Origin of the sequence: Streptomyces sp. NPDC019890 (assembly GCF_044903445.1) — a bacterium.
In the GTDB taxonomy this organism is placed as follows: domain Bacteria; phylum Actinomycetota; class Actinomycetes; order Streptomycetales; family Streptomycetaceae; genus Streptomyces.
Genome location: NZ_JBJDQK010000002.1, coordinates 705,218 through 726,297, shown reverse-complemented (window position 1 = coordinate 726,297; position 21,080 = coordinate 705,218). Strand labels below are relative to the sequence as shown.

Genomic DNA, 21,080 nt, shown 5'->3' with positions numbered 1-21,080 from the left:
TCACGTATGTCTGCGACCATCCCCTGGTGGACTACCCGAACGACCAGGCGCCCGGCGCCCCTGTCCGCTCCGGCATCCCCGAGCACGGACGCATCCCCAAGTACTACGCCGTCAAGGCCCGTATCTCGCTCCTGATCGAGGAGTTGGGCGAGGGGGGACTGCTGCCCACCGAGCGCGATCTCGCCGTACGGTACGAGGTCTCGCGCGAGACGGTCCGGCAGGCGCTGCGGGAACTCCTGCTGGAGGGGCGACTGCGCCGGCAGGGGCGCGGCACGGTCGTCGCGGGGCCCAAGCTGGAGCAGCCGCTCTCGCTCGCCAGCTACACCGAGGGCGTACGCCGCCAGGGGAGCAGGCCCGGCCGCACCCTGATCGGCCTCGACCGGTTCCCCTGCTCCGACGCGCTCGCCCCGGAGATCGGCGCGGAGCGCGGCGAGCCCGTCTGGCACATGGAACGGGTGCTGCTCGCGGACGACGAACGCGTCGGCCTGGAGAGTACGTACGTCTCGGTGGCCCGCGTGCCGCGCCTGGACGCCGACTTCGATCCCGACTCCTCCTTCTACGCCTATCTGCGCGAGCGGCTCGGGATCGGCTTCGGTGACGCGGACGAGCGGATCGAGACCGTGCTCGCCACTCCGCGCGAGGCGCTGCTGATCGGCACGCCGCCCGCCCTGCCGATGCTGCTGCTCCACCGCCTCTCACGGGACACGTCGGGCCGCCCGCTGGAGCGTGTGCGCACCCTCTACCGCGGCGACCGCTTCAGCTTCACGACGCATCTGGCCAAGTAAGGCAAAGCTCGGCCTCGGTGACCGCACCGGCAGTCAGCGCATGGGTCGATGCGTGATCGACCGGGTCAAGGTCACGGCTTCCTGACTAGGCTGAGCTCGTCGTCGCCACAGCGTTGTCGCGGCGCGCCCAGCACACCGCGTACGGCAGGAGTCCGCCCCCATGGCAGAGCGCAAGCCGATCGAATCCTGGCTCACCGACATGGACGGTGTCCTTATCCACGAGGGCGTACCGATCCCGGGCGCCGACGCCTTCATCAAGAGGCTCCGGGAGGCCGAGAGGCCCTTTCTGGTGCTGACCAACAACTCCATCTACACCGCACGCGACTTGCACGCCCGGCTGGCCCGGATGGGGCTCGACGTGCCCGTGGAGAACATCTGGACCTCGGCGCTCGCCACGGCCCGGTTCCTGGACGACCAGCGCCCGGGCGGCACGGCGTACGTCATCGGCGAGGCCGGTCTCACCACCGCCCTGCACGACATCGGCTATGTCCTCACCGACCACGAGCCGGACTATGTCGTCCTGGGCGAGACCCGTACGTACAGCTTCGAGTCGCTCACCAAGGCCATCCGTTTGATCAACGCGGGAGCGCGTTTCATCTGCACCAACCCGGACGAGACCGGTCCGAGCCCGGAGGGCCCGCTGCCCGCCACCGGCTCGGTGGCAGCGCTGATCACCAAGGCGACCGGCAAGGACCCGTACTTCGCGGGCAAGCCGAACCCGCTGATGATGCGGACCGGGCTGAACGCCATCGGGGCGCACTCCGAGACCAGCGCGATGATCGGGGACCGGATGGACACGGACGTGCTGGCGGGGCTCGAGGCCGGAATGGAGACGTTCCTGGTGCTCACGGGTCTGACGACACCCGCGGATGTCGACAAGTACCCATTCCGGCCGTCCAAGGTCGTCGACTCGATCGCCGACCTCGTCGACCGCGTCTGACTGGCCGCGCCTGGCCGCATCTGACCGTGACCGCCCGGGTCTGACCGGCCGAGGTCCGGCCGGCCTCGTTCGGCTCACCGTATTTGGGCATGTCAGGGGCCCGTACGGACGACCGGGCCGCCCCTGCGGATGCGAAAACGGCCCGCACGCGTGAATCTTTTGGATATCAGGAGGTTTACGATGCGTGCAGGTTTGATTGCTCTCCGTGCCGCAGGGGCGGCTGCCGTACTCGTCCTGGCGCCCGCCGCCACCGGCGCGTACGCCGACGAATCCGTGCAGGCCACGGTCGCCCCGGCCGTCCCCGGAGGCGAGGTGGAGATCCGCGTCCTGGGTTGCAAGGGCCAGACCGGGGCCGTCACGTCCCAGGCTTTCGTGGCGGATGCCGAGCTCTCCGGCCAGAAGGGCTCAGAGCTCTTCGCCGAGACGACCGTGAAGTCCGACCTGAACCCCGGCACGTACGACGTCCGCGTCACCTGCGACGGCCATGACCACGCCGCATCGGGCCGCGCCCAGGTCGTACGCAATCTGCCGGCCAAAGCGCCCGCGCACGAGCCGACGGACCTGCGCACCCCCGTCGCCCCGGTCCGCGCGGGCGGTGGCGGCGCGGCCGCGCTCACCGCGCACGATGCCCGTGGCGCACACGGCGCCGCCGACCCGGCCGACGCGGGACCGGGCACCGGGCACGCCGTGATGGGCCTCGTCCTCGCGGGCGTAGCAGCACTCGCCGTGGCCTTCCGCAGCTCACGGCTCCGCCGGACGGACACGGACTGACATGTCGGCCGCCGATCGCCCGGCGGGTACCGGCCGGCTGCTCGCGGGAGTGGCCTGGGCGGTACTCCTGCTCGGGCTGTGGTTCTGGGGCCGGGAGATCACCGACGGCCCCGGCGGCACCTCCGCGCCCACCACCGGCGACGTGGCGGCGGTCGGGCGGCCGCTGGGGGTCCCTCTGCCACCCGCGCACGATCCGCTGCGGCCCGCGCAACCGCAGCGCGTGGACATCCCGTCGATAGGGATCACCGCCCCGGTCGTACCCCGCGGCCTGGACGCCAGCGGCGCGGTCGACCCGCCCCCGTACGCGATGCCGCACACGGTCGGCTGGTTCGGCCGCGGTACGCAGCCGGGAGCGACGGGCACGGCCCTGCTGGTCGGCCACGCCGACACCGAGACCAAACCGGCCGTCTTCTTCGGACTGAGCACCGCCCGCCCCGGCGACAAGGTCAAGGTGACCAGGGCCGACGGCTCGGTCGCCGAGTTCACCATCGACGACGTCCAGGTCTTCGACCGGGAGCGCTTCGATCCGCAGAAGGTCTACGGCCCGCGCGAGGACGGCCGGGCGGAGCTGCGGCTGATCACCTGCGGCGGCTCCTTCGACCGGGCGACGCGCACGTACACCGCGAATGTGGTCGTGTCGGCGTATCTGACCGCTGTGCGGAACTGATGGTGAGCCCGGCCCGGAGGGCGAGAGTGACATCCGGTCGAGTGACTCAGGACCGGTGTGCCAGGATGGATTCGACCGGTCTTGTCCGGGACCGGCCCTCTGGGTACGGCTCGGACTCAGTGCGCCCAAGGGGGAGTGGATGTACGGGAGCCGTACCGGGCGTGCCCGGCTGTGCATGGCAGTGACGGGGGCGGTGCTGCTGCTCGGGGGCTGTTCCTCCGACGACGGCAACGACGGTAAACCGGCGGTGAGTCAGCAGCCCAAGGAGTCCGACCCGTACTGGGTCAACCCCGACGGGAGCGCCGCCAAGCAGGTCGCCGCCTATCTGAAGGACGGCGACGACAAGAACGCCGAGCTGCTCAAGAAGATTGCCGAGCAGCCGGTCGGCGAGTGGATCGGCCCGGACAACCCGCAGGACGAGGCCAAGGGTTTCACCGAGGCGGCCGCGAAGGCGGACCGGGACGCGCTGCTGGTGCTCTACAACATCCCGCACCGTGACTGCGGACAGTTCTCCAAGGGCGGTGCCGCCGACGGCGATTCCTACCGTGCCTGGGTCGACAAGGTGGCCAAGGGCATCGGCGACCGGCGGGCCACGGTGATCCTGGAGCCGGACGCGCTACTGCACCTGGTGGACAGCTGCACGCCCCAGGAGTTCCACGAGGAGCGGTACGACCTGCTCAAGGGCGCGGTCGAGCGGCTGAAGCAGCAGCCGAACACCAAGGTGTACGTGGACGCGGGCAATGCCGGGTGGTCGCACCCCGATGCGCTCTTCGAACCGCTCCAGCGGGCGGGTGTCGACAAGGCGGACGGCTTCTCCGTCAATGTCTCCAACTTCTTTGCGACGGCCGCGAGCAAGGACTTCGGCAAGAAGCTCTCCGCGAAGGTCGGCGGCAAGCACTTCGTCGTGGACACCAGCCGCAACGGCAACGGCCCCTACACCGGCGGCGATCCGAAGGAGAACTGGTGCAACCCGCCGGGCCGCGCGCTCGGCGAGACGCCGACCGCCAAGACGGGTGACCCGCTGGTCGACGCGTATATGTGGGTCAAGCGGCCGGGCGAGTCGGACGGCGAGTGCCGGGGTGGGCCGAAGGCGGGGGAGTGGTGGCCCGAGTACGCGCTCGGCCTGGCGCGCGCGACGAACTAGGCACGGGGCGCGGGCTGTTGTCGGGGCTCCGCCCCGAACCCCCGCGCCTCAATCGCCGGCGGGGCTTGATTTGCCCGGGTGCGGTTCGCCCGCGAAACCACCCACCGGACAGCACCACCAACGCCCCCTGGCCCACGGCAACCACGAACCCGGTGACCCGGCGCACTGGGGGTCCCCCCACGCCCGCAGGGCGTAGGGGGCGGGTCTGGGGCGCAGCCCCGGTTGAGGGAACGGGTGGGGTGGGGAACCGTCAGGGGACCTCGACCCACACGCCCTCGGACGGCGTCCCCTTGTCGTCCGTCACGAACAGCATGTACCAGCCCGACGGCACCAGCGCCCGGTTCTCCGGCACCGTGACCTCGATGCCGTCCGCCGTCTTCTTCATGTCCAGCGCGATGGAGCGCTGATCCGTGTCCGTGACATGCGTGACGGCGCTCGGCCGCAGCAGCTTCGCCGTCTTCACCGTGCCCTCGGTCCTGACCTTGAACGTGCCCGATTCCCCGCGCTCGATGGCCTTCGGACCGCTGCTCACCACCGGCTTGGAGTCCCGGTAGAGATACGGCGGGGTGTAGATCTCGATGCGCTGCTCGAAGACGCCCGGCTTGGTGTTGGCAGCGTCCGCGAAGAGCGAGTCCGAGCCGAAGATCATGACCCGGCCGTCGGGGAGCAGTACCGAGCCCGAGTGGTAGTTGCGCCCCACCCGGGGGTCGGCGACCCGCTTGTACGTGCCCGTCTTCGGGTCGTACGTACGCGCCTGGAGGACGTTGGAGCCGCCGCGCCCGCGGTAGTCCGAGGAGCCGCCGGTGACCAGCACCGAGTCGTCCGGCAGCAGCGACGCGCTCGGGTAGCGCGTGCCCTTCTCCAGGGAAGCGCCGTCCTTGAAGCGGGGGCTGTCCTGCTTGAGGTCCACCAGACGGGACTTCTCGCTGGCCTTCTCGGACTCGCCGACCCCGCCGCCGCCGATCACCATGAACCGCTGGTCCTGGGCGGGCGGCAGCATGACGGTCGCGGAGGTCTCCATCCTGTCGGGGTCGCTCAGGCCGGGGATCTTGTCGAACTTGTTCGTCTTCAGATCCCAGACGCCCGGGTCACGGCCGACGTCGGCGGGCCCGTATCCGGCGTTGGAGCCGGAGTAGAAGAGCTTGCCGTTGTCCATCAGGAAGATCGCCGGGTAGGTGGGGAACTTCCGGATGATCCCGGTGTACTTCCACGTCTTGGTCTTCGGATCGTAGATCTCGTCCTTGCCGGGGACGATCTGGCCGATCTCGTCCAGGCCGGACAGCGCGAGGACCTTGCCGTCCTTGAGGGTGGTCAGCGTCGGGTACCAGCGGGCCTCGTTCATCGGGTCGACGGTGATGTACTTCTCCGCCACCGGGTCGAACTCGTAGGCCTCCTTGATGCCCTGGAAGTCCTTCTTGTCGAGCGCGAGCTTCTGCGCGATGCCGTAGACATTGCGGGCGTCGGAGCCGGTGAGGCCCTGCACCCGGTAGTTGTCCTCGGTGCCGGTCTCGTGCTCCTGGCCGGACTCCTCCGCCTCGACATAGATCCGGCCGAGGCCGGGGTCGTTGCGCAGGAACTTGCCGGTCTTCTTGTCGAAGACCTTGGTCGCCTTCTCCACCAGGACCGGGTCCTTGGAGACAAACGTTTTGCCATTCTTCTTGCCGGTGAACTTGGTGCCCGCGGGCAGCGTCTTGGGCTCGTCCGGGTCCTCGTTGTGCACGACCATCAGGCCGCCGGCCTTGGTGGCGTCGCCCTTGAGCTTCTCGTACCGCTTGGTGCCGCCCGCGACCAGCAGCTTCCCGTCGGGCAGCTGGGTGTGCCCGGCGCAGAACATGTCCTTTGGCGTCGGGATCTTCTTGAACTCGTTGGTCTTCGGATCCCACAGCACCGACTCGAACTTCTTGGCGTCGAAGTTCTTCTGGTTGTTGCCCGAGCCGGCGATCAGCAGCACCTTGCCGGTGTGCAGCAGCGCGGCATGGATGCTGTTGATCTTGTACTCGTCGGGGACCTTCAGATAGTCCCAGTGGCCGTTCTCGGCCTTGTACTCCGGCTTGTTGATCTTGTACTCGTGGTACTGCTCCGAGCCGAAGCGCCACATGGCGGGGCCGTTGAACCCGGCCACGGCAACGACCACCGCCGCGCCAATCGCTATCCGACGGGCGCGGTTCTTGCGGTAGTTCGGCCGGACGGGCAGCGTGCTCATTTCTTACGTCCCCCAAGGGCGATCTGCATGGTCTGTTCGGCGGTGGCACTGGGCCGTTGCTGCGGCAGATGGGCCGGTGCCTGCTCGGCCGGCGGCTGCCCGCCGCCGTGCCGCTTTCTGCGCTTCTTCTTCTCCGTGCGGATGCCATGCCGCCAGGCGAAGATCGGCGCCGCCGTGATCAGCAGCGCCAGCGTGGCCCAGGTGATCATCGCGGGATGGCTGTGCCCGTTGAAGAACGAGGCCGCCATCGACCCGCCGAAGACGAGAATGAAGAAGAGATGGATCCGGAAGGTGCCGAAGAGGGTGTCCGGGCTGGACGAGTCGCCCTTGGGGGTCACGACGAACTTGCTCTTGCGGCGCAGTACGGCGTCCATCAGCGAGCGTGCGTAGATCGGCGCGGAGAGCGCGGACATGACCATGCCGGCGAGTCCGCCGGAGCCCTCGGGCTCGTGCGGCGAGACATTGTGGCGGCGGTTCCAGATGTAGAGGCCGATCTGGAGCGCCGAGGCATTGCCGTACAGCATCATCCAGATTGCAGGGTCGATCTGCACACCCGATGCGCCCATGCCGAGGAACAGTGCACAGCTCAGCGCCGCCAGAATCCAGTTGAGGGCGGACATCGGGTAGAAGATGATCATCATCGTGTAGTTGAAGAGCTTGCCCGGGGGCAGTGAGGAGAAGCCCTTCCAGTACTGCTTGAGGATCGTCTCGTACGTACCTCTCGACCAGCGCAGCTGCTGGGTGAAGAAGTCGGTCCAGGCCGAGGGGCCCTCGCCGACGGCCAGCACGTCCGGGGTGTAGACCGAGCGCCACTTGTTGCCGCTCGCGGGGTTCTTGGCCCGGTGCATCTCGAAGCCGGTCGCCATGTCCTCGGTGATCGAGTCGTACAGACCGCCGATCTGCTGGATCGCCTTGATCCGTACGGCGTTGGAGGTGCCGACGAACATCGGCGCGCCGTAGCGGTTGCCCGCGCGCTGGATCAGGGCGTGGAAGAGGAACTGCTGGGACTCGGCGGCCTTGGTGACGAAGGTGTCGTAGTTGCCGTACACCTGCGGGCCTATGACGAAGCCCACGTCCGGGTCGCGGAAATAACCGAGCATCCGCTCCAGATAGTTGGGCAGCGGCACATGGTCGGTGTCGACGGAGGCGAAGAAGTCGTAGTTGCCGCCGTGCGCCTGGAGCCAGGCGTTGTAGTTGCCGTGCTTCGTCTTGGCCCGGTGCGCGCCCTTGGCCTGGTTCCAGTGCGGAACCCCCTTGCGGGAGAAGTGGTGTACGCCGAGCCGCGCGCACACCTCCTTCACGGCGGGATCGTCGCCCTCGTCGAGCAGCCAGACGTGCATCAGCCCGCGGTGGCGGATCTTGACGGCCGCCTCCAGGGTCTTCGTCACCATCTCCAGGGGCTCCTTGCCCGGGACGAAGGAGGTGAGGAAGGCGACCTTGGTGCCGCTCTCGGGCACCACGGGGACGGGGTCGCGCGCCACCAGCGTGGCGTGTGCGTTCGACAGGACGTTCATCGTGCGGAAGAGCTCGATCAGGCCGATCGAGACGAGCATGACGATGTCGAGGATGAGCAGCGTGTCGTTCTTGAGGTTCGGGTCGCGCTCGGTCCAGTGCTCGGGCTGCATCAGCCAGGCGAACAGGCCGAGCGACACCAGCGGCGCGGCCCCGAGCAGCAGGGCGGCCCGGATGCGGTGCGGCTCCTGCGAGAGCAGGGAGCGGTACTGCACGGTGTACGGCTTGCTCGGGTCGGGCTGGGTGAGGGGGCCGGCGAGGCGGCTGTAGTGCTCGTAGTCGTACCGGGGCAGCGCCTTCTTGGGACGCAGCCGGTGGCCTGCGTTGCGCACGTTCGCCGGTATCCGGAGCTGAGTCGTCCGGGAAGGGTCGTTGGGCTGCCGGGCGCCGTCTGGCGTCGACGTCATGAGTCATCCCCCCGCACGCATGGTGTGTGCGTGTGATGTGGTCGGTCGTTAATCGTCCTGACCGCGGTCCCCCTCGACCTGCTGCCGTGGACACATGAGTGGCGGGCCACCGTCCGTACAGACACGAAACAGTCACCCGTCGGTTGCATCATGCCCGTCACGTGTTCGGTTCGTGAAGGGGCCCCTGTCCCCACGGTGCCGCAACGGGACAATGCCCTGGTACTACCCCCAACTACGCGAAATGGATGCCCCATTGAGGGCATTGGCTTCAGGATAGGTTCTACGACCCCGGCCATGATCGCAAGGGTGGATAGGGCTGTTAACCGGTCATATGCACGATTTGAGGCACCCTTGCGGGAGGACGCCTGAGGGTGCATGGGTGGCTGAAAATGACTGTACGTACGACCGAATGCGGTCCGGGTGTACGACAAAGGCCCCCTCGCGCGTGGCGAGGAGGCCTTCGATTTGCGTGCGCCGCCAGGGACTCGAACCCCGGACCCGCTGATTAAGAGTCAGCTGCTCTAACCAACTGAGCTAGCGGCGCCTGCTGACCTGGAGAACTCTACCGGACGGCATGGGGTGCTCCTGACCATTATCTGATCGTTCCGGCCTGTCGAATCGCCTCTTATTACCTGAATTACGCCAAAATGCGATCGAACGTGACAGTCAGCACAGTGACGAGGGGCCACGTATGACAGTGCCGGTATTCGAGGAGTTCGAACCAGCCGCCGACTGCAACTGCGCCGGGTGCATCCAGCACCGCCGGGCCCTGGCCGCGGGAGAGCACCCCGCCGCGCACGGCTGCCGCCGGGCGATTGTCCTGTTCACCGCGGCGGGCGTGGTGCTGGGCGGGGGAGTGGACGCGGCGAGCGCGGTCGGCCACGCCGCCGGCCCGGCGGTCGGGCCCGTGCGGGTGGACCGGGGGGCCGCTGAACCGGGGCCCGGCACCGGCACCGGCACCGGCACCGAAGAACAGGGCGTCACCGAGCAGGGCGGCGCCGGACCGCTGCACGGGCCGTCGGGCGAGTCGGTCGACACCGCGGTCACGCTGAACAAGACGACCCGGGCCCAGATCATCAACCGCGCCAAGCAGTGGTTGAGCGCCAAGGTCCCGTACAGCATGGACCAGTACTGGTCGGACGGTTACCGCCAGGACTGCTCCGGCTATGTCTCGATGGCCTGGAACCTGGGCAGCAACGAATGGACCGGAAGCCTCGCGGACTTCGCCACCCGGATCACCCGCGAGCAGCTGCAGCCGGGCGACATCCTGCTCTTCCACAACCTGGACGATCCGACCAAGGGTTCGCACGTCACGATCTTCGGCGGCTGGACCGACTACACCCACACCTACTACGTCGCATACGAGCAGGTGAAGCCGCACACCCGTAAGCAGGCCACACCCATGGCCTACTGGACCAACTCGGACCGCTATCTGCCCTACCGCTACAAGGGCCTCACCGGGGCGGCCACGACGAGCGGGTCGGCGTCGACCGAGGCCTATGTGGATCTGTCGGCCTCGACCGAGGCCTATCCGGGCCGCACGGCCTTCGGTCCCGGTGCGGAGAGCGCGTACGTCACCAAGCTCCGCGAGATGCTTCTCGCGCGCGGCGCCGAGCGCTTCTACCCCAAGGAGCCGGGGCCGCGGTGGGCCGAGGCGGAGCGGCTGGCCACTCAGGCCTTCCAGCTCGCGCAGGGCTGGCGCGGCGCGGACGCGGACGGGCGGCCGGGCCCGGAGACCTGGCGGCTGCTGGTGACCGGGCAGGGCAAGGACATTCCCGCGGCGGGCGCGGGCGGGTCGGGTGGTGTGAGCGCGGTGATGCCCACGTACCCGGGCCGCGCGTACTTCGGGCCGGGCCGGTCCAATGCGTACATCACCCAGCTCGGCCGGCAGCTGGTCGAGCGCGGCTACGGCAAGCACTACACATCGGTTCCCGGGCCGGCCTGGGGCGAGGAGGTCCGGCGCAATGTCGAGGCGTTCCAGCGGGCTCAGGGCTGGCGCGGCGGCGCGGCGAACGGGTTTCCCGGGCCCGAGACCTGGCGCCGGCTCTTCCCCTGAGCGTCCCGGGTCCGCTGCTCGGCCGCCCGGCTCCTCCGCTCCCTCCCGGCTCCTCCACTCCGTCCCGGCTGCTCGATCCCGAACACCCTCGCGAGGTGAATCGAAGTGAATCCCACCCCGTCGGAGACGGACGGCGGCGGGCCGTCCGACGGCCCGCGGCGCCACCCGGTCATCTCCCAGGAAGTGACCACCGAGATCCCGGTGCATCTCCTCTTCCGTGACGACGACTCCCAGCCGATCGCCCTGCCCTCCGCCATCGTGGCGCGGCGGCAGGGCACCGGCGAACAGCCCAGGATCGGGCGCAGGCCCGCGCCGCTGCGTCCGGCCGCCGCCCCGTCACGGCCGGCGCCACCCGTGGACCCCGATCTGGTCGAGCGGGCCGCGGCCGCGCTGCCCGGCTGGACCGGGCTGGTCGCGGGGGCGTGCGCGCTCGGCGGGATCGGCGCGCTGCTGTGGGGCGCCGGGGCGGTGCCCGGCCCGGTGACGCGGCTGTTCGGGCTGACCTCGTATCCGTACGTCGGCATCGGGTTCGGGCTGTGGTGTCTGCTCACGCTGGGCGTCATCCTGGCGCTGTTCGCCTTCGGGGGGCTCGGGCGCGGCCGGGTCGGACACGCCTGGGTGCTCACGCTGTTCGGCGACTACCGGGGGAGCGTGCGGCGTACGGGACTGATCTGGATCAGTCCGCTGGTGCTGCGCCGTCGGGTCGACGTACGGCTGCGGCACTGGCGCAGCGAGCCGATGCCCGCGGTCGACGCGGACGGCACGGCGCTGCGCGTCGTCGTGCTCGTGGTGTGGCGGGTCAAGGACACCGCGCGGGCCGCGCTCGGCGTCGAGGACCACGAAAGCTATCTGAGCGAGCAGGTCGAGGCTTCCATGGCGCGGGTGCTCTCGCAGCTGCCGGCCGACGCCTTCCACGAAGACGCTCCCACCCTGCGCAACGCGGAGGCGGTCGGCGGCGCGCTCACCCGGCTGCTGTCGGCGGAGTGCGCGCCGGGGGGGATCGAGGTGTTCTCGGCACAGCCGACGGGGATCGAGTACGCGCCGGAGGTGGCGGCCGCGATGCAGCGCCGGCGGATCGCGGCGATCGACGCCAAGCACCGGGACAGTGTGCTGACTTCGGTGGTGGACGCGGTGAGCGACACGGTGCACCGGCTGACCGCGTGCGGGCTCGTGGAGCTCGACGACTACGAGCGCAAGGCTCTGGTGAAGGACCTCACGATCGCCTTCTACACCGGACGCTCCGGGCCGGTGGAAGGTACGTGATTGGTCTGGACATGTTCAAGTTACGTTAATACTCTGGGACTTGGTCTAGACCGGAACACGTACCACCCGCACGCGTGCAGTACGGCTCACCTGAACTCCCCCACGTTCTCCTGGAGCGAAGCATGCGCAAGAAGACAAGTGCGGCCGTGGTCGGCCTCGTCGTGGCGGGCACCACCGTGCTCGCGACCGGCAGCGCCAGCAGCCATGGCTACACCGACTCGCCCATCAGCCGCCAGAAGCTCTGCGCCAACCGCACGGTCGCCAACTGCGGCGAGATCATCTACGAACCCCAGAGCGTCGAAGGCCCCAAGGGCTTCCCGGCGGCGGGTCCGGCCGACGGAACGATCTGTGCCGGCGGCAACAGCCGCTTCTCGCAGCTCGACGACCCGCGCGGCGGCACCTGGCCCACCACCAAGGTCTCCTCGGGGCAGAACTACACCTTCCGGTGGCAGTTCACCGCCATGCACGCAACGACCGACTTCAAGTACTACATCACCAAGAACGGCTGGAACCCGAGCCAGAAGCTCACCCGCGCCTCGCTCGACTCGCAGCCGTTCCTGACGATCCCGTACAACGGCCAGCGCCCGCCGGCCACGCTCAGCCACTCCGGGACGCTGCCGTCGAAGTCCGGTCGGCATGTGATCCTCGCGGTGTGGACCGTGAATGACACCGGCAACGCCTTCTATGCCTGCTCGGATGTTCAGTTCTGACAGATAGTCAGTTACCGTGCGGCGCCATGACGAGTACTGTCGCCGAGCTCGTACAGCGCCAGTGGGGCGATCACCGGGTGGGGCTGAGGGAGTCCGAACTCGCACTCAGCCACCACCAGGTGGCCGCCGGCGCCGCCGCACGGGCCGCGCTCCTCGTGGACCTCGTGCCGCGCGGGGCCGAGCCACACCTCGGAGTGCTGCTCGACAACACCCCGGAGTTTCCCCTGTGGCTCAGCGCGGCGGCTCTGGCCGGGGCCGCCGTGGCGGGCATCAACCCGACCAGACGCGGGGCGGAGCTGGCCCGCGACATCGTGCACACCGACTGCCGGGTGCTGGTCACCGAACGCGCCCGACTTCCCCTCCTCGACGGGCTCGACCTGCCGGGGATCCGGGTGCTGGTGACCGACACCGACGCCTACGCCGAGCTGCTCGCCCCGTACGCCGCCGCGGTACCCGGCGAGGCAACGCTCCGTGCGGTCGGGCCCGGCAGCCGGCTGCTGCTGTACTTCACGTCCGGGTCCACCGGCGCGCCCAAGGCCGCGATCTGCTCGCAAGGGCGGTTGGCGGCGGCGGGCGCGTCGCTGGTCTCGCACTTCGGCGTACGACGCGACGACGTCCACTACATCTGCATGCCGATGTTCCACGGCAACGCGGTGATCGCCAACTGGGCGCCCGCGCTGGCCGGCGGGGCGTCGGTGGCACTGCGGCGGCGCTTCTCGGCGTCGCGCTTCCTCTCCGACGTACGGGAGTACGGCGCGACGTACTTCACCTATGTGGGCCGGGCGGTGCAGTACCTGCTGGCCACGCCCGAGCGGGACGACGACCGTGAGCACGGGCTGCGGCTGGGCTTCGGCACGGAGGCGGGCGCGGTGGACGCGGCCCGCTTCGAGGCGCGGTTCGGGGTGCGCCTGGTCGAGGGCTACGGCTCCTCCGAGGGCGGCGCGGCGATCCAGCGGACCCCGGACACCCCGGCGGGCGCGATCGGCCGGGCGGGTCCCGGCGACGACCTCGCGGTTGTCGACCCCGACACGGGCGAGGAACGGGCGGCGGCGGTCCTGGACGCGGACGGCAGGCTGGTCAACGGGGACCGGGCGATAGGGGAGTTGGTGAACCGCGGCCCGAACCCCTTCGAGGGCTACTGGCGCCACCCCGAGGCGGACGCGGCGCGGACGCGCGGCGGCTGGTACTGGACCGGCGACCTCTTCTTCCGGGACGCGGGGGGCTTCCTGTACTTCGCCGGCCGAAGCGACGACCGGCTGCGGGTGGACAGCGAGAACCTCGCGGCCGCGGTGATCGAGAACATCCTGTCCCGCTGGCAGCCCGCGACGGGCGTCGCGGTCTACGCGGTTCCGGACCCGGTGGCGGGCGACCAGGTGATGGCGGCGGTGGCGCTGCGCGAGGGGACCGCGTTCGACCCGGCCGCATTCCAGGACTTCCTGGCGGCGCAGCCGGATCTGGGAACGAAGATGGCGCCGCGATTTGTGCGGGTGCTGAGGCGGCTGCCGGTGACGGCGACGAACAAGATCCACCGGGTGGGGCTGCGGAGGGAGGGCTTCGACGGGGGCGAGGTGTGGTGGCGGCCGTGCGGCGCGCGGGCGGGGTACCGCGTGCTGGGGGAGGGGGACAGGACGCGGCTGCGGGCGGAGTTCGGGGCGCACGGCCGGGAGGGGTTGCTGGGGCGGTGAGTTTTCCCCACCCCGCCCCTTCCCTCAACCGGGGCTCGGCCCCGGACCCCAGACGAGCCCCGTCGGTGTCCGAGGCGTGGGGGCCGGGGGCGGAGCCCCGGGCGTGTTCAGCTCGCCTTCAGGAGGCGCGAGCAACAATCGGTGCATGCGGGTGCTGATCGTCGAGGACGAGGAGCGCTTCGCCGAAGGGCTGCGCATCGGCCTGGAGGCGGAGGGCTTCGCCGTCGACGTGGCGCTCGACGGCACGGACGGCCTCTGGCGGGCGCGCGAGAACCAGTACGACGCCATCGTCCTCGACATCATGCTGCCCGGCCTGAACGGCTACCGCGTCTGCGCCGCCCTGCGCGCCGAAGGAAACTGGACGCCGATCCTGATGCTCACCGCCAAGGAGGGCGAGTGGGACGAGGTCGAGGGTCTGGACACCGGCGCCGACGACTATCTGACCAAGCCCTTCTCGTACGCCGTGCTGCTCGCCCGGCTGCGCGCACTGCTGCGCCGCAACCCCCACGAGCGGCCCGCCGCGCTCACCGCAGGCGATCTGCGGCTCGACCCGGCGGCCAAGGAGGTCTCGCGCGGCGGGGTACGGGTCGAACTGACTGCCCGTGAGCTGGCGTTGCTGGAGTTCCTGCTGCGCAGACGCGGGGTGACCGTGTCCAAGCGGGAGATCCTCGCCCATGTCTGGGACGACGACTTCGACGGCGACCCCAATATCGTCGAGGTCTACGTCCGCCATCTGCGCAACAAGATCGACCGACCCTTCGAACGGGCCGCCATCGAGACCGTGCGCGGCTGCGGCTACCGGCTGGCCTCCGATGGGGGTTAGCCACGGGATCAGATTCCGGTCGACCGTCGCGGCCGTCCTCGTCGTCGCGGTGGGACTGGTCGCGGGCGCTGTGGCCCTGGTCGCGCTGCTGCGGGCCGAGCTCACCGACGACGTACGGCAGACGGCGCGCTCCCGTGCCGAGCAGGTGGCCACCGTCATCGAGTCGGGGCGCGGGGTGCCTGCGCTGACTGTGGCGGATCGCGACGAGCAGTTCATCCAGGTACTGGACGCCGACGGCCGCGTTGCGGCCGCCAGCGGGAACATCGAGGAGCAGCCCCCGCTGGCGCGCCCGGGAAGGAACGGCGAGAGCAGGATCACCACCCCGCTGGACGAGGACGAGTTCCTGGTGGTGGCGGTGACCACTGACGGACCGGGGCCCGACGGGCAGAAGACAGTCGTGGTCGGGCGGGCGCTGATCGCTGTCGCCGAGTCCACCCGGATCGTCACCCGGCTGCTGCTCGTGGGCCTGCCGCTGCTGCTCCTGCTGGCCGCGGCGGCCACCTGGATGGCGGTCGGACGAGCGCTTGCCCCGGTCGCCGCGATGCGCGACGAGGTCGAGGCGATCTCATCGGCAAACCTGCACCGCCGGGTGCCGCTGCCGCGCGGCAGCGACGAGATCGCACGGCTCGCCACCACCATGAACCGCATGCTGGACCGCCTCGAACGTGCCCAGAGCGCACAGCGGCGCTTCATCTCGGACGCCTCGCACGAGCTGCGTTCCCCCGTCGCCAGCATCCGCCAGCATGCCGAGGTCGCGCTCGCCCACCCGGACCGGACCACGAAGGAGGGGCTGGCGGCGACCGTGCTGGCGGAGGATCTGCGGATACAGCGACTGGTGGACGACCTGCTCCTGCTGGCCAGGGCGGACGAGGACGCGCTGCGCCCGCGCCGGCAGCCGGTCGACCTCGACGACCTGGTGCTGGAGGAGGCGCGGCGGCTGCGCTCGGCGGCCGAGGGGCCCCGGATCAGCACGGCCGGGGTGTCGCCGGCGCGCCTGGAGGCGGATGCGCAGGGACTGCGGCGCGTGCTGCGCAACCTCGGCGACAACGCGGCCCGTTATGCACGCTCCCAGATCGCCTTCGACCTCGCGGCGGGGGAGGACGGCCGGATCGTGCTGGGAGTGGAGGACGACGGGCCCGGAGTACCGGCCGCGGACCGGGAACGGGTCTTCGAGCGGTTCGTACGGCTCGACGACGCACGCTCGCGTCCGGCGGGGGACGGCGGCGGCAGCGGTCTCGGTCTGGCGATCGTCGCGGAGCTGGTTGCGGCACACGGCGGTACGGCGACGGTGCTCCAAGGCGCCCTGGGCGGGGCCCGTTTCGAGATCACGCTGCCCGGCTGAAAGCGGGTTCAGCTTCGTTCAGGGTCTCTTCAGCGCCCGGTTGCCATCGTCTGCGTACCAGACGAGGAGGCGCGTCATGAGCACCAGCAGCAGGAAACTCGCCGCAGCGATCGGGGTGGTGCTGGCCGCGGCCCTCGCGACCGGCGGCTGCGGCGGCAGCGGGGGAGGCAAACAGGCGGGGCGCGAGTGCGTACAGATCATCGACGAAAACACCGGCAAGAAGACCGGCAAGTGCATGCCGCTCGCGCCCGAGAAGAAGCGCGTCGACCTCGCCAGGCCGGTCTTCTCCCGTCCGACGTCCATCACCAACCCGCTCCATCCCAGCTCCGAGGTCCAGCAGGTGATCTACGGAGGCCAGGTCGGCGGGAAGCCGTTCCGGACCGAATTCACGCTGCTGCCCGGCACCAAGACCATCACCCTGAAGGGCGAGCAGGTGAAGGCGCGCACCCTCCAGTACATGGCTCTGTCCGACGGACGGATCGAGGAGGTGGCGCTCGACTGGTTCGCCCAGGCCGACGACGGCTCCGTCTGGTATCTCGGCGAGGACGTCTTCAACTACAAGGACGGCGTGGTTGCCGACACCGACGGCACCTGGCAGGCGGGCAGGACGGGCCCGGCTGCGATGATCATGCCGGGGCATCCGAAGAGCGGCGATGTGTACCGGCCGGAGAATGTGCCCGAGGTCGTCTTCGAGGAGGTCACGGTCAAGGCCGTGGATCAGACCGTCGAAGGCCCCTATGGGCCGGTCAAGGGCGCGATCACCGTGAACGAGCTGCACATGGACGGCAGCCGCGAGAACAAGGTCTTCGCCCCCGGCTACGGAGAGTTCTCCACCGGGGACGCGTCCGGCGACCTGGAGGCGGTCTCGCTCGCGGTGCCCACCGACGCCAGGCCGGGGCCGGTACCCGCCGGGCTGGCTGCCCTGTCGGCCGCCGTCCGCACGGCCCACGACGGCACGCCGGATGCGACGGCGGTGCGGAATGTACGGGCCGCCTGGGACGCGTACCGGACGGCGGACCGTGTGCCGCCCCTGCTCGCCCGGCAGATGGACCGCGATCTCGGCTCGCTCGCCAAGGCGGTTGCGGCCGGCGCTGCGGAGCCGGCGCGAACCGCCGCGCTGCGGGTCGCGCAGAACGACCTGGATCTGCATCTGCGGTACGAACCGCTCGCCACCGTCGAGAAGGCCCGGATGGGCCTGTGGGCACGGCAGTTGACGCAGGACGCGGCCGCGGGGCACGCGGGGGCGGTCGCCGGGGACGTCACCAGCCTCGAACTCACCTGGGAACGGGTCCGGCACAGTACCGAGGCGGGCAGGGCCGCCCTGATCTCCGAGCAGTTGCGGGAGCTGCGCGGTGCTGCCGACCGCAAGGACACGGCCGCGGCGGCACAGTCGGCACCAAGGATGACGGCCGCGCTGGCGGGCCGGTCCTGAGCGCGGTGGACGTGAGCGGGGCGGCCGTGAGAGCCGTGGACGTGAGCGGGGCCGGACGTGTGCGGGCCGGTCCTGATTCGTACGGGGACACGTCTGTTTCAGGGCAAGTTGCGGTAACAGCAGAGTGGGCACAGGGACCGGTGGGAAGGTCCCAGGCTTCCGTTACAGAAGGCGATACAGGGAGCCTGCCGTGCCGTCCATGCCGCGCCGACAGTTTCTGCAGAGTGCCGCCGGGACCGCGCTGGCGGCCGGAGCCGCGGGCACGCTCGACGTCACCCAGGCCGTGGCTGCACCCACAGCCGAAGTCGCTCTGCACTTCACCGCCGCCACCAACGGCGCCGCCACCCCTGCCCCCGGTGGCCGTTTCATCGCCGAGGTGCAGAACGTCCTCTGGTCAATCCCGCCGGACGGCTCACCGGCCACCGCGCTGACCCCACCCGACCTGGAGCCCGGCCGCCCGGTCTGTTCGCCCGACGGCCGCCGGGTCGCGATGACCGCCTTCAAGGGTGGCCAGTTCCACATCTGGACGATGGGCTTCGACGGCTCCGGCCTGCGGCAGCTGACCGAAGGCCCCTGGGACGACCGCGCCCCGGCCTGGTCGCCGGACGGCACCCGCATCGTGTTCTCCTCCGAGCGGGGTGGCGACCCGGTCAAGGGCAGTCCGTACCGCATCTGGACCGTCGATGTCCGCAGCAAAGCGCTCACCCGGCTGACCGGACTGCCCGGACAGGAGACCCCGGGCACGCCCTTCGAGGACTACGACCCGGTCTGGTCCCCGGACGGCGCCCGCATCCTGTTCGTACGGGCCGCGCTCGACGGCACGACTCTCAGGGCCCGCACCCTCGCCGCCGTCCCTGCCGCGGGCGGCCCCGTCACCGTCGAGCACTCCGAGACCGAGCCCGGCAATCTGCTCACACCGGCCGTCTCCCCGGCCGGGCGGCGGGCCTGGCTGCGTGCCGTCGGCTCGACCACGCGTTACGAGAACGTCGTCCTCGTCGTGGACGGGAAACCCGTAGCCGTGGACGGCGAGATCGCGGGCGCGCCCCCGCGCTGGATCGACGACGAGCGGCTGGTGCTCACGGTCGACGGCCGGTTCACACTCCTGCGGCCGCACCGGGAGACGGCGGCCGAGCGGATCGGCTTCTCGGCCACGCTCCCCGTCGCCCGCCCGCGCTATCGCACCAAGAGGTACGACTTCGAGCCGCGCGGGACCCGGCAGGTGCGCGGCATCCACCTCCCCGCGCTCTCCCCGGACGGTCGCTCGGTCGCCTTCGTCTCCCTCAACGCCCTCTGGATCAGCCCCACTTCGAGCGGTGTGCGGCCGCGCAAGGTGCTGCAGGCCGCCCCCACGACGTACCTCCAGGGGCCCTCCTGGACCGCCGACGGCCAGGCGCTGCTGTACGTCGACGACCGCGACGGCACTCTCAACACCGTCCGCCGCCACGACCTGGCGACCGGCAAGGACACGGTGCTCGCCCCCGGCGGCCGGGTCCATGCCTCGCTCTCCCCGGACGGCGGCCGCCTCGGCTGTCTCGACATGGCCGGCAATCTCGTCGTACGCGATCTCGCGAGCGGTGAGGAGAAGCAGCTCGCCGCGCCCCTGGGCGGAGGCGGGCTGCCGGGGCGGCCCAGCTGGTCGCCGGACGGCCGCTACCTGGCCTACTGCGACCGCAACCGTCTCAACCTCCGCTTCCGCGAGGGCTACAACCTCATCCGCGTCGTCGACACCACGACCGGGAGCTCGGTGCTCCACCCGCTCGCGCCGCATGTCTCGCTCTCCGACCGCTATGCGAGCGGACCCGTCTGGTCCCCGGACGGCCGCCATCTGGCCTGCGTCAGCGAGTCCGCGCTCTGGCTGCTCCCGGTCCGGCCCGACGGCACCCCCGACGGCGAGCCGCGCCTCCTCAGCGATGAACCGGCCGACCATCCGACCTGGTCGGCCGACTCGCGCAGGCTGCTGTATCTGTCGGGTGCCCGGCTACGGCTCAGAGACCTGGACGGCGGGACGCGCACGGTCCCCGTCGCGCTCGGCTACCGCCGCCCGGCCGCCGTGGACACGGTCGTCCACGCGGGCCGCTTCTGGGACGGGACCGGCTCCGCGCCCCGCGAGGACGTGGATGTGCTGATCCGGGACGGCCGTATCGCATCCGTCGAACCGCATCGCGCCGCCCGCCACGCGGCACGGACCGTCGACGCCTCCGGGCAGACGGTCCTGCCCGGGCTGTGGGACACGCACACCCACCCCTGGCAGTACACCTATGGCGCCCGCCAGACAGCCGTGTCCCTCGCCTACGGAATCACCACCACCGTCTCGCTCGCCGGTTTCTCCTACGAACAGGCCAGGCTCCGCGAGGACATCACCGCCGGCCGTCTCCACGGGCCGCGCCTGCTGACCACCGGCGAGCTCCTTGACGGTTCCCGCGTCGCGTACAGCATGGGCCGCGCGCACCGCACCCCTCGGGGGCTCGCGCGTTCCCTCGCCCGAGGGGCCGCGCTGGACTGGGACTTCGTCAAGACATACGTACGCGCCCCTGCCTGGATCATGGCGGAGGCCGCGCGCTTCGGCCATGAGCGGCTCGGCGTACGCTCCGGCTCGCACCTGTGCTCGCAGGGCATCCAGACCGGCCAGGACCTCACCACCCACCTGGTGGCGACGGAACGGGCGGAGTACGGCCATGGCGCGACCGCCGGGGGCCTCACCCACCAGGACACGATCGAGACCTACGCGCGGGGCGGCTTCCGTCTGATCGAGACCCCGTTCACCGCGTTCACGCTGCTCGCGGACAACCCCGAACTGGTCGAGGACCCGCGGGTGACCGCGATGATGCCGCCGTGGGACGTCCTGGCGATCCGCGACCGGGCGGGCAGGCCCGCCACCGACATCGAACGCCTCGCGCTGCGCCGCGAGTTCGACACCCTCCGCACGGTGAGCTCAGCGGGCGGTCTCGTCGCCCTCGGCACGGACACCCCGCTCACCCCGGTCGGCCTCCACCTCCATCTGGCTCTGCGCGCCCTGGTCGCGTACGGCTTCTCCCCGTCCGAGGCGCTGCTGACGGCGACGGCGAACGCGGCGAGGGCCTTCGGCGCCGAGAGGGACCTGGGCACGGTGGAGCCGGGCAAGCTGGCGGACCTGACGATCGTGGACGGCGACCCGTTCACGGACTTCGACGATCTGGCCAGGACGAGCCGCGTCCTGATCGCGGGCCGGGTCCACGACCGCGCGGCGCTGGAGGCGGTGTACAGCCGCCCTTCCGCGCGGGCGGTCGTCGTCGACCAACCGCACTGGGCGGCCGTGAGCGAGCTGATGCACCGGGACGGCTGCTGCGGCTGAGGTTGTGCC

At 70.5% G+C, this 21,080-nt stretch carries 15 protein-coding genes and 1 tRNA gene; 13 read left to right on the top strand and 3 right to left on the bottom strand.

Annotated elements, in window-relative coordinates:
- The first annotated feature begins 26 nt into the window (after positions 1 to 26).
- The 5 genes from ACI2LP_RS07585 (at position 27) to ACI2LP_RS07565 (ending at position 4,307) form a co-directional block, all read left to right on the top strand.
- Complete coding sequence (locus tag ACI2LP_RS07585; protein ID WP_404723596.1) at positions 27 to 785, top strand: GntR family transcriptional regulator; 759 nt, start codon at positions 27 to 29, stop codon at positions 783 to 785.
- A 160-nt stretch (positions 786 to 945) separates the two neighbouring features.
- Entirely contained in the window at positions 946 to 1,725 is a 780-nt protein-coding gene (locus tag ACI2LP_RS07580) for an HAD-IIA family hydrolase (protein ID WP_404723595.1), read from the top strand.
- Positions 1,726 to 1,905: 180 nt separating this feature from the next.
- Complete coding sequence (locus tag ACI2LP_RS07575) at positions 1,906 to 2,496, top strand: hypothetical protein (RefSeq protein WP_404723594.1); 591 nt, start codon at positions 1,906 to 1,908, stop codon at positions 2,494 to 2,496.
- A gap of 1 nt (position 2,497) precedes the next feature.
- A complete protein-coding gene (locus ACI2LP_RS07570) occupies positions 2,498 to 3,163 on the top strand; it encodes a class F sortase (RefSeq protein ID WP_404723593.1) in 666 nt (221 codons plus the stop codon).
- Between the two features lie 139 nt (positions 3,164 to 3,302).
- Positions 3,303 to 4,307: a glycoside hydrolase family 6 protein gene (locus tag ACI2LP_RS07565; protein ID WP_404723592.1), complete on the top strand. Its 1,005-nt coding sequence runs from the start codon at positions 3,303 to 3,305 to the stop codon at positions 4,305 to 4,307.
- A 250-nt stretch (positions 4,308 to 4,557) separates the two neighbouring features.
- On the opposite strand, the gene ACI2LP_RS07560 is transcribed toward ACI2LP_RS07565, so the two are convergent.
- The 3 genes from ACI2LP_RS07560 to ACI2LP_RS07550 all read right to left on the bottom strand — a co-directional run bounded on the left by ACI2LP_RS07560 (position 4,558) and on the right by ACI2LP_RS07550 (position 8,973).
- Positions 4,558 to 6,510, bottom strand: coding sequence for a galactose oxidase-like domain-containing protein (locus ACI2LP_RS07560; protein WP_404723591.1), 1,953 nt, complete (start codon positions 6,508 to 6,510; stop codon positions 4,558 to 4,560).
- Complete coding sequence (locus tag ACI2LP_RS07555) at positions 6,507 to 8,429, bottom strand: glycosyltransferase family 2 protein (RefSeq protein ID WP_404723590.1); 1,923 nt, start codon at positions 8,427 to 8,429, stop codon at positions 6,507 to 6,509. Before ACI2LP_RS07555 ends, ACI2LP_RS07560 begins: the two co-directional genes overlap by 4 nt.
- A 470-nt stretch (positions 8,430 to 8,899) precedes the next feature.
- Positions 8,900 to 8,973, bottom strand: a tRNA-Lys gene (locus ACI2LP_RS07550).
- Positions 8,974 to 9,120: 147 nt separating this feature from the next.
- On the opposite strand from ACI2LP_RS07550, the gene ACI2LP_RS07545 reads away from it, so the two are divergent.
- From ACI2LP_RS07545 to ACI2LP_RS07510, 8 genes are all read left to right on the top strand, one after another.
- Complete coding sequence (locus ACI2LP_RS07545) at positions 9,121 to 10,485, top strand: peptidoglycan-binding protein (protein ID WP_404723589.1); 1,365 nt, start codon at positions 9,121 to 9,123, stop codon at positions 10,483 to 10,485.
- A 105-nt stretch (positions 10,486 to 10,590) separates the two neighbouring features.
- On the top strand, positions 10,591 to 11,748 hold the full coding sequence (locus ACI2LP_RS07540) for an SPFH domain-containing protein (protein ID WP_404723588.1): 1,158 nt from the start codon (positions 10,591 to 10,593) through the stop codon (positions 11,746 to 11,748).
- 122 nt (positions 11,749 to 11,870) lie between these two features.
- Positions 11,871 to 12,458 (top strand): lytic polysaccharide monooxygenase, encoded by a 588-nt coding sequence (locus ACI2LP_RS07535; protein WP_404723587.1) that lies wholly within the window; start codon positions 11,871 to 11,873, stop codon positions 12,456 to 12,458.
- Positions 12,459 to 12,484: 26 nt separating this feature from the next.
- Positions 12,485 to 14,143, top strand: a complete 1,659-nt coding sequence (locus ACI2LP_RS07530) for an AMP-binding protein (RefSeq protein WP_404723586.1) — start codon at positions 12,485 to 12,487, stop codon at positions 14,141 to 14,143.
- Between the two features lie 145 nt (positions 14,144 to 14,288).
- The gene (locus ACI2LP_RS07525) at positions 14,289 to 14,966 is read left to right on the top strand and encodes a response regulator transcription factor (protein WP_404723585.1); all 678 of its coding nucleotides are present in this window, start codon (positions 14,289 to 14,291) and stop codon (positions 14,964 to 14,966) included.
- Complete coding sequence (locus ACI2LP_RS07520; protein ID WP_404723584.1) at positions 14,956 to 16,308, top strand: ATP-binding protein; 1,353 nt, start codon at positions 14,956 to 14,958, stop codon at positions 16,306 to 16,308. The genes ACI2LP_RS07525 and ACI2LP_RS07520 overlap by 11 nt, the downstream gene beginning before the upstream one ends.
- Before the next feature lie 76 nt (positions 16,309 to 16,384).
- Positions 16,385 to 17,740 carry a hypothetical protein gene (locus ACI2LP_RS07515; protein WP_404723583.1) on the top strand — a complete coding sequence of 452 codons (1,356 nt, stop codon included), beginning with the start codon at positions 16,385 to 16,387 and terminating at the stop codon, positions 17,738 to 17,740.
- Between the two features lie 199 nt (positions 17,741 to 17,939).
- Positions 17,940 to 21,071 carry an amidohydrolase family protein gene (locus ACI2LP_RS07510; RefSeq protein ID WP_404723582.1) on the top strand — a complete coding sequence of 1,044 codons (3,132 nt, stop codon included), beginning with the start codon at positions 17,940 to 17,942 and terminating at the stop codon, positions 21,069 to 21,071.
- Positions 21,072 to 21,080 lie beyond the last annotated feature (9 nt).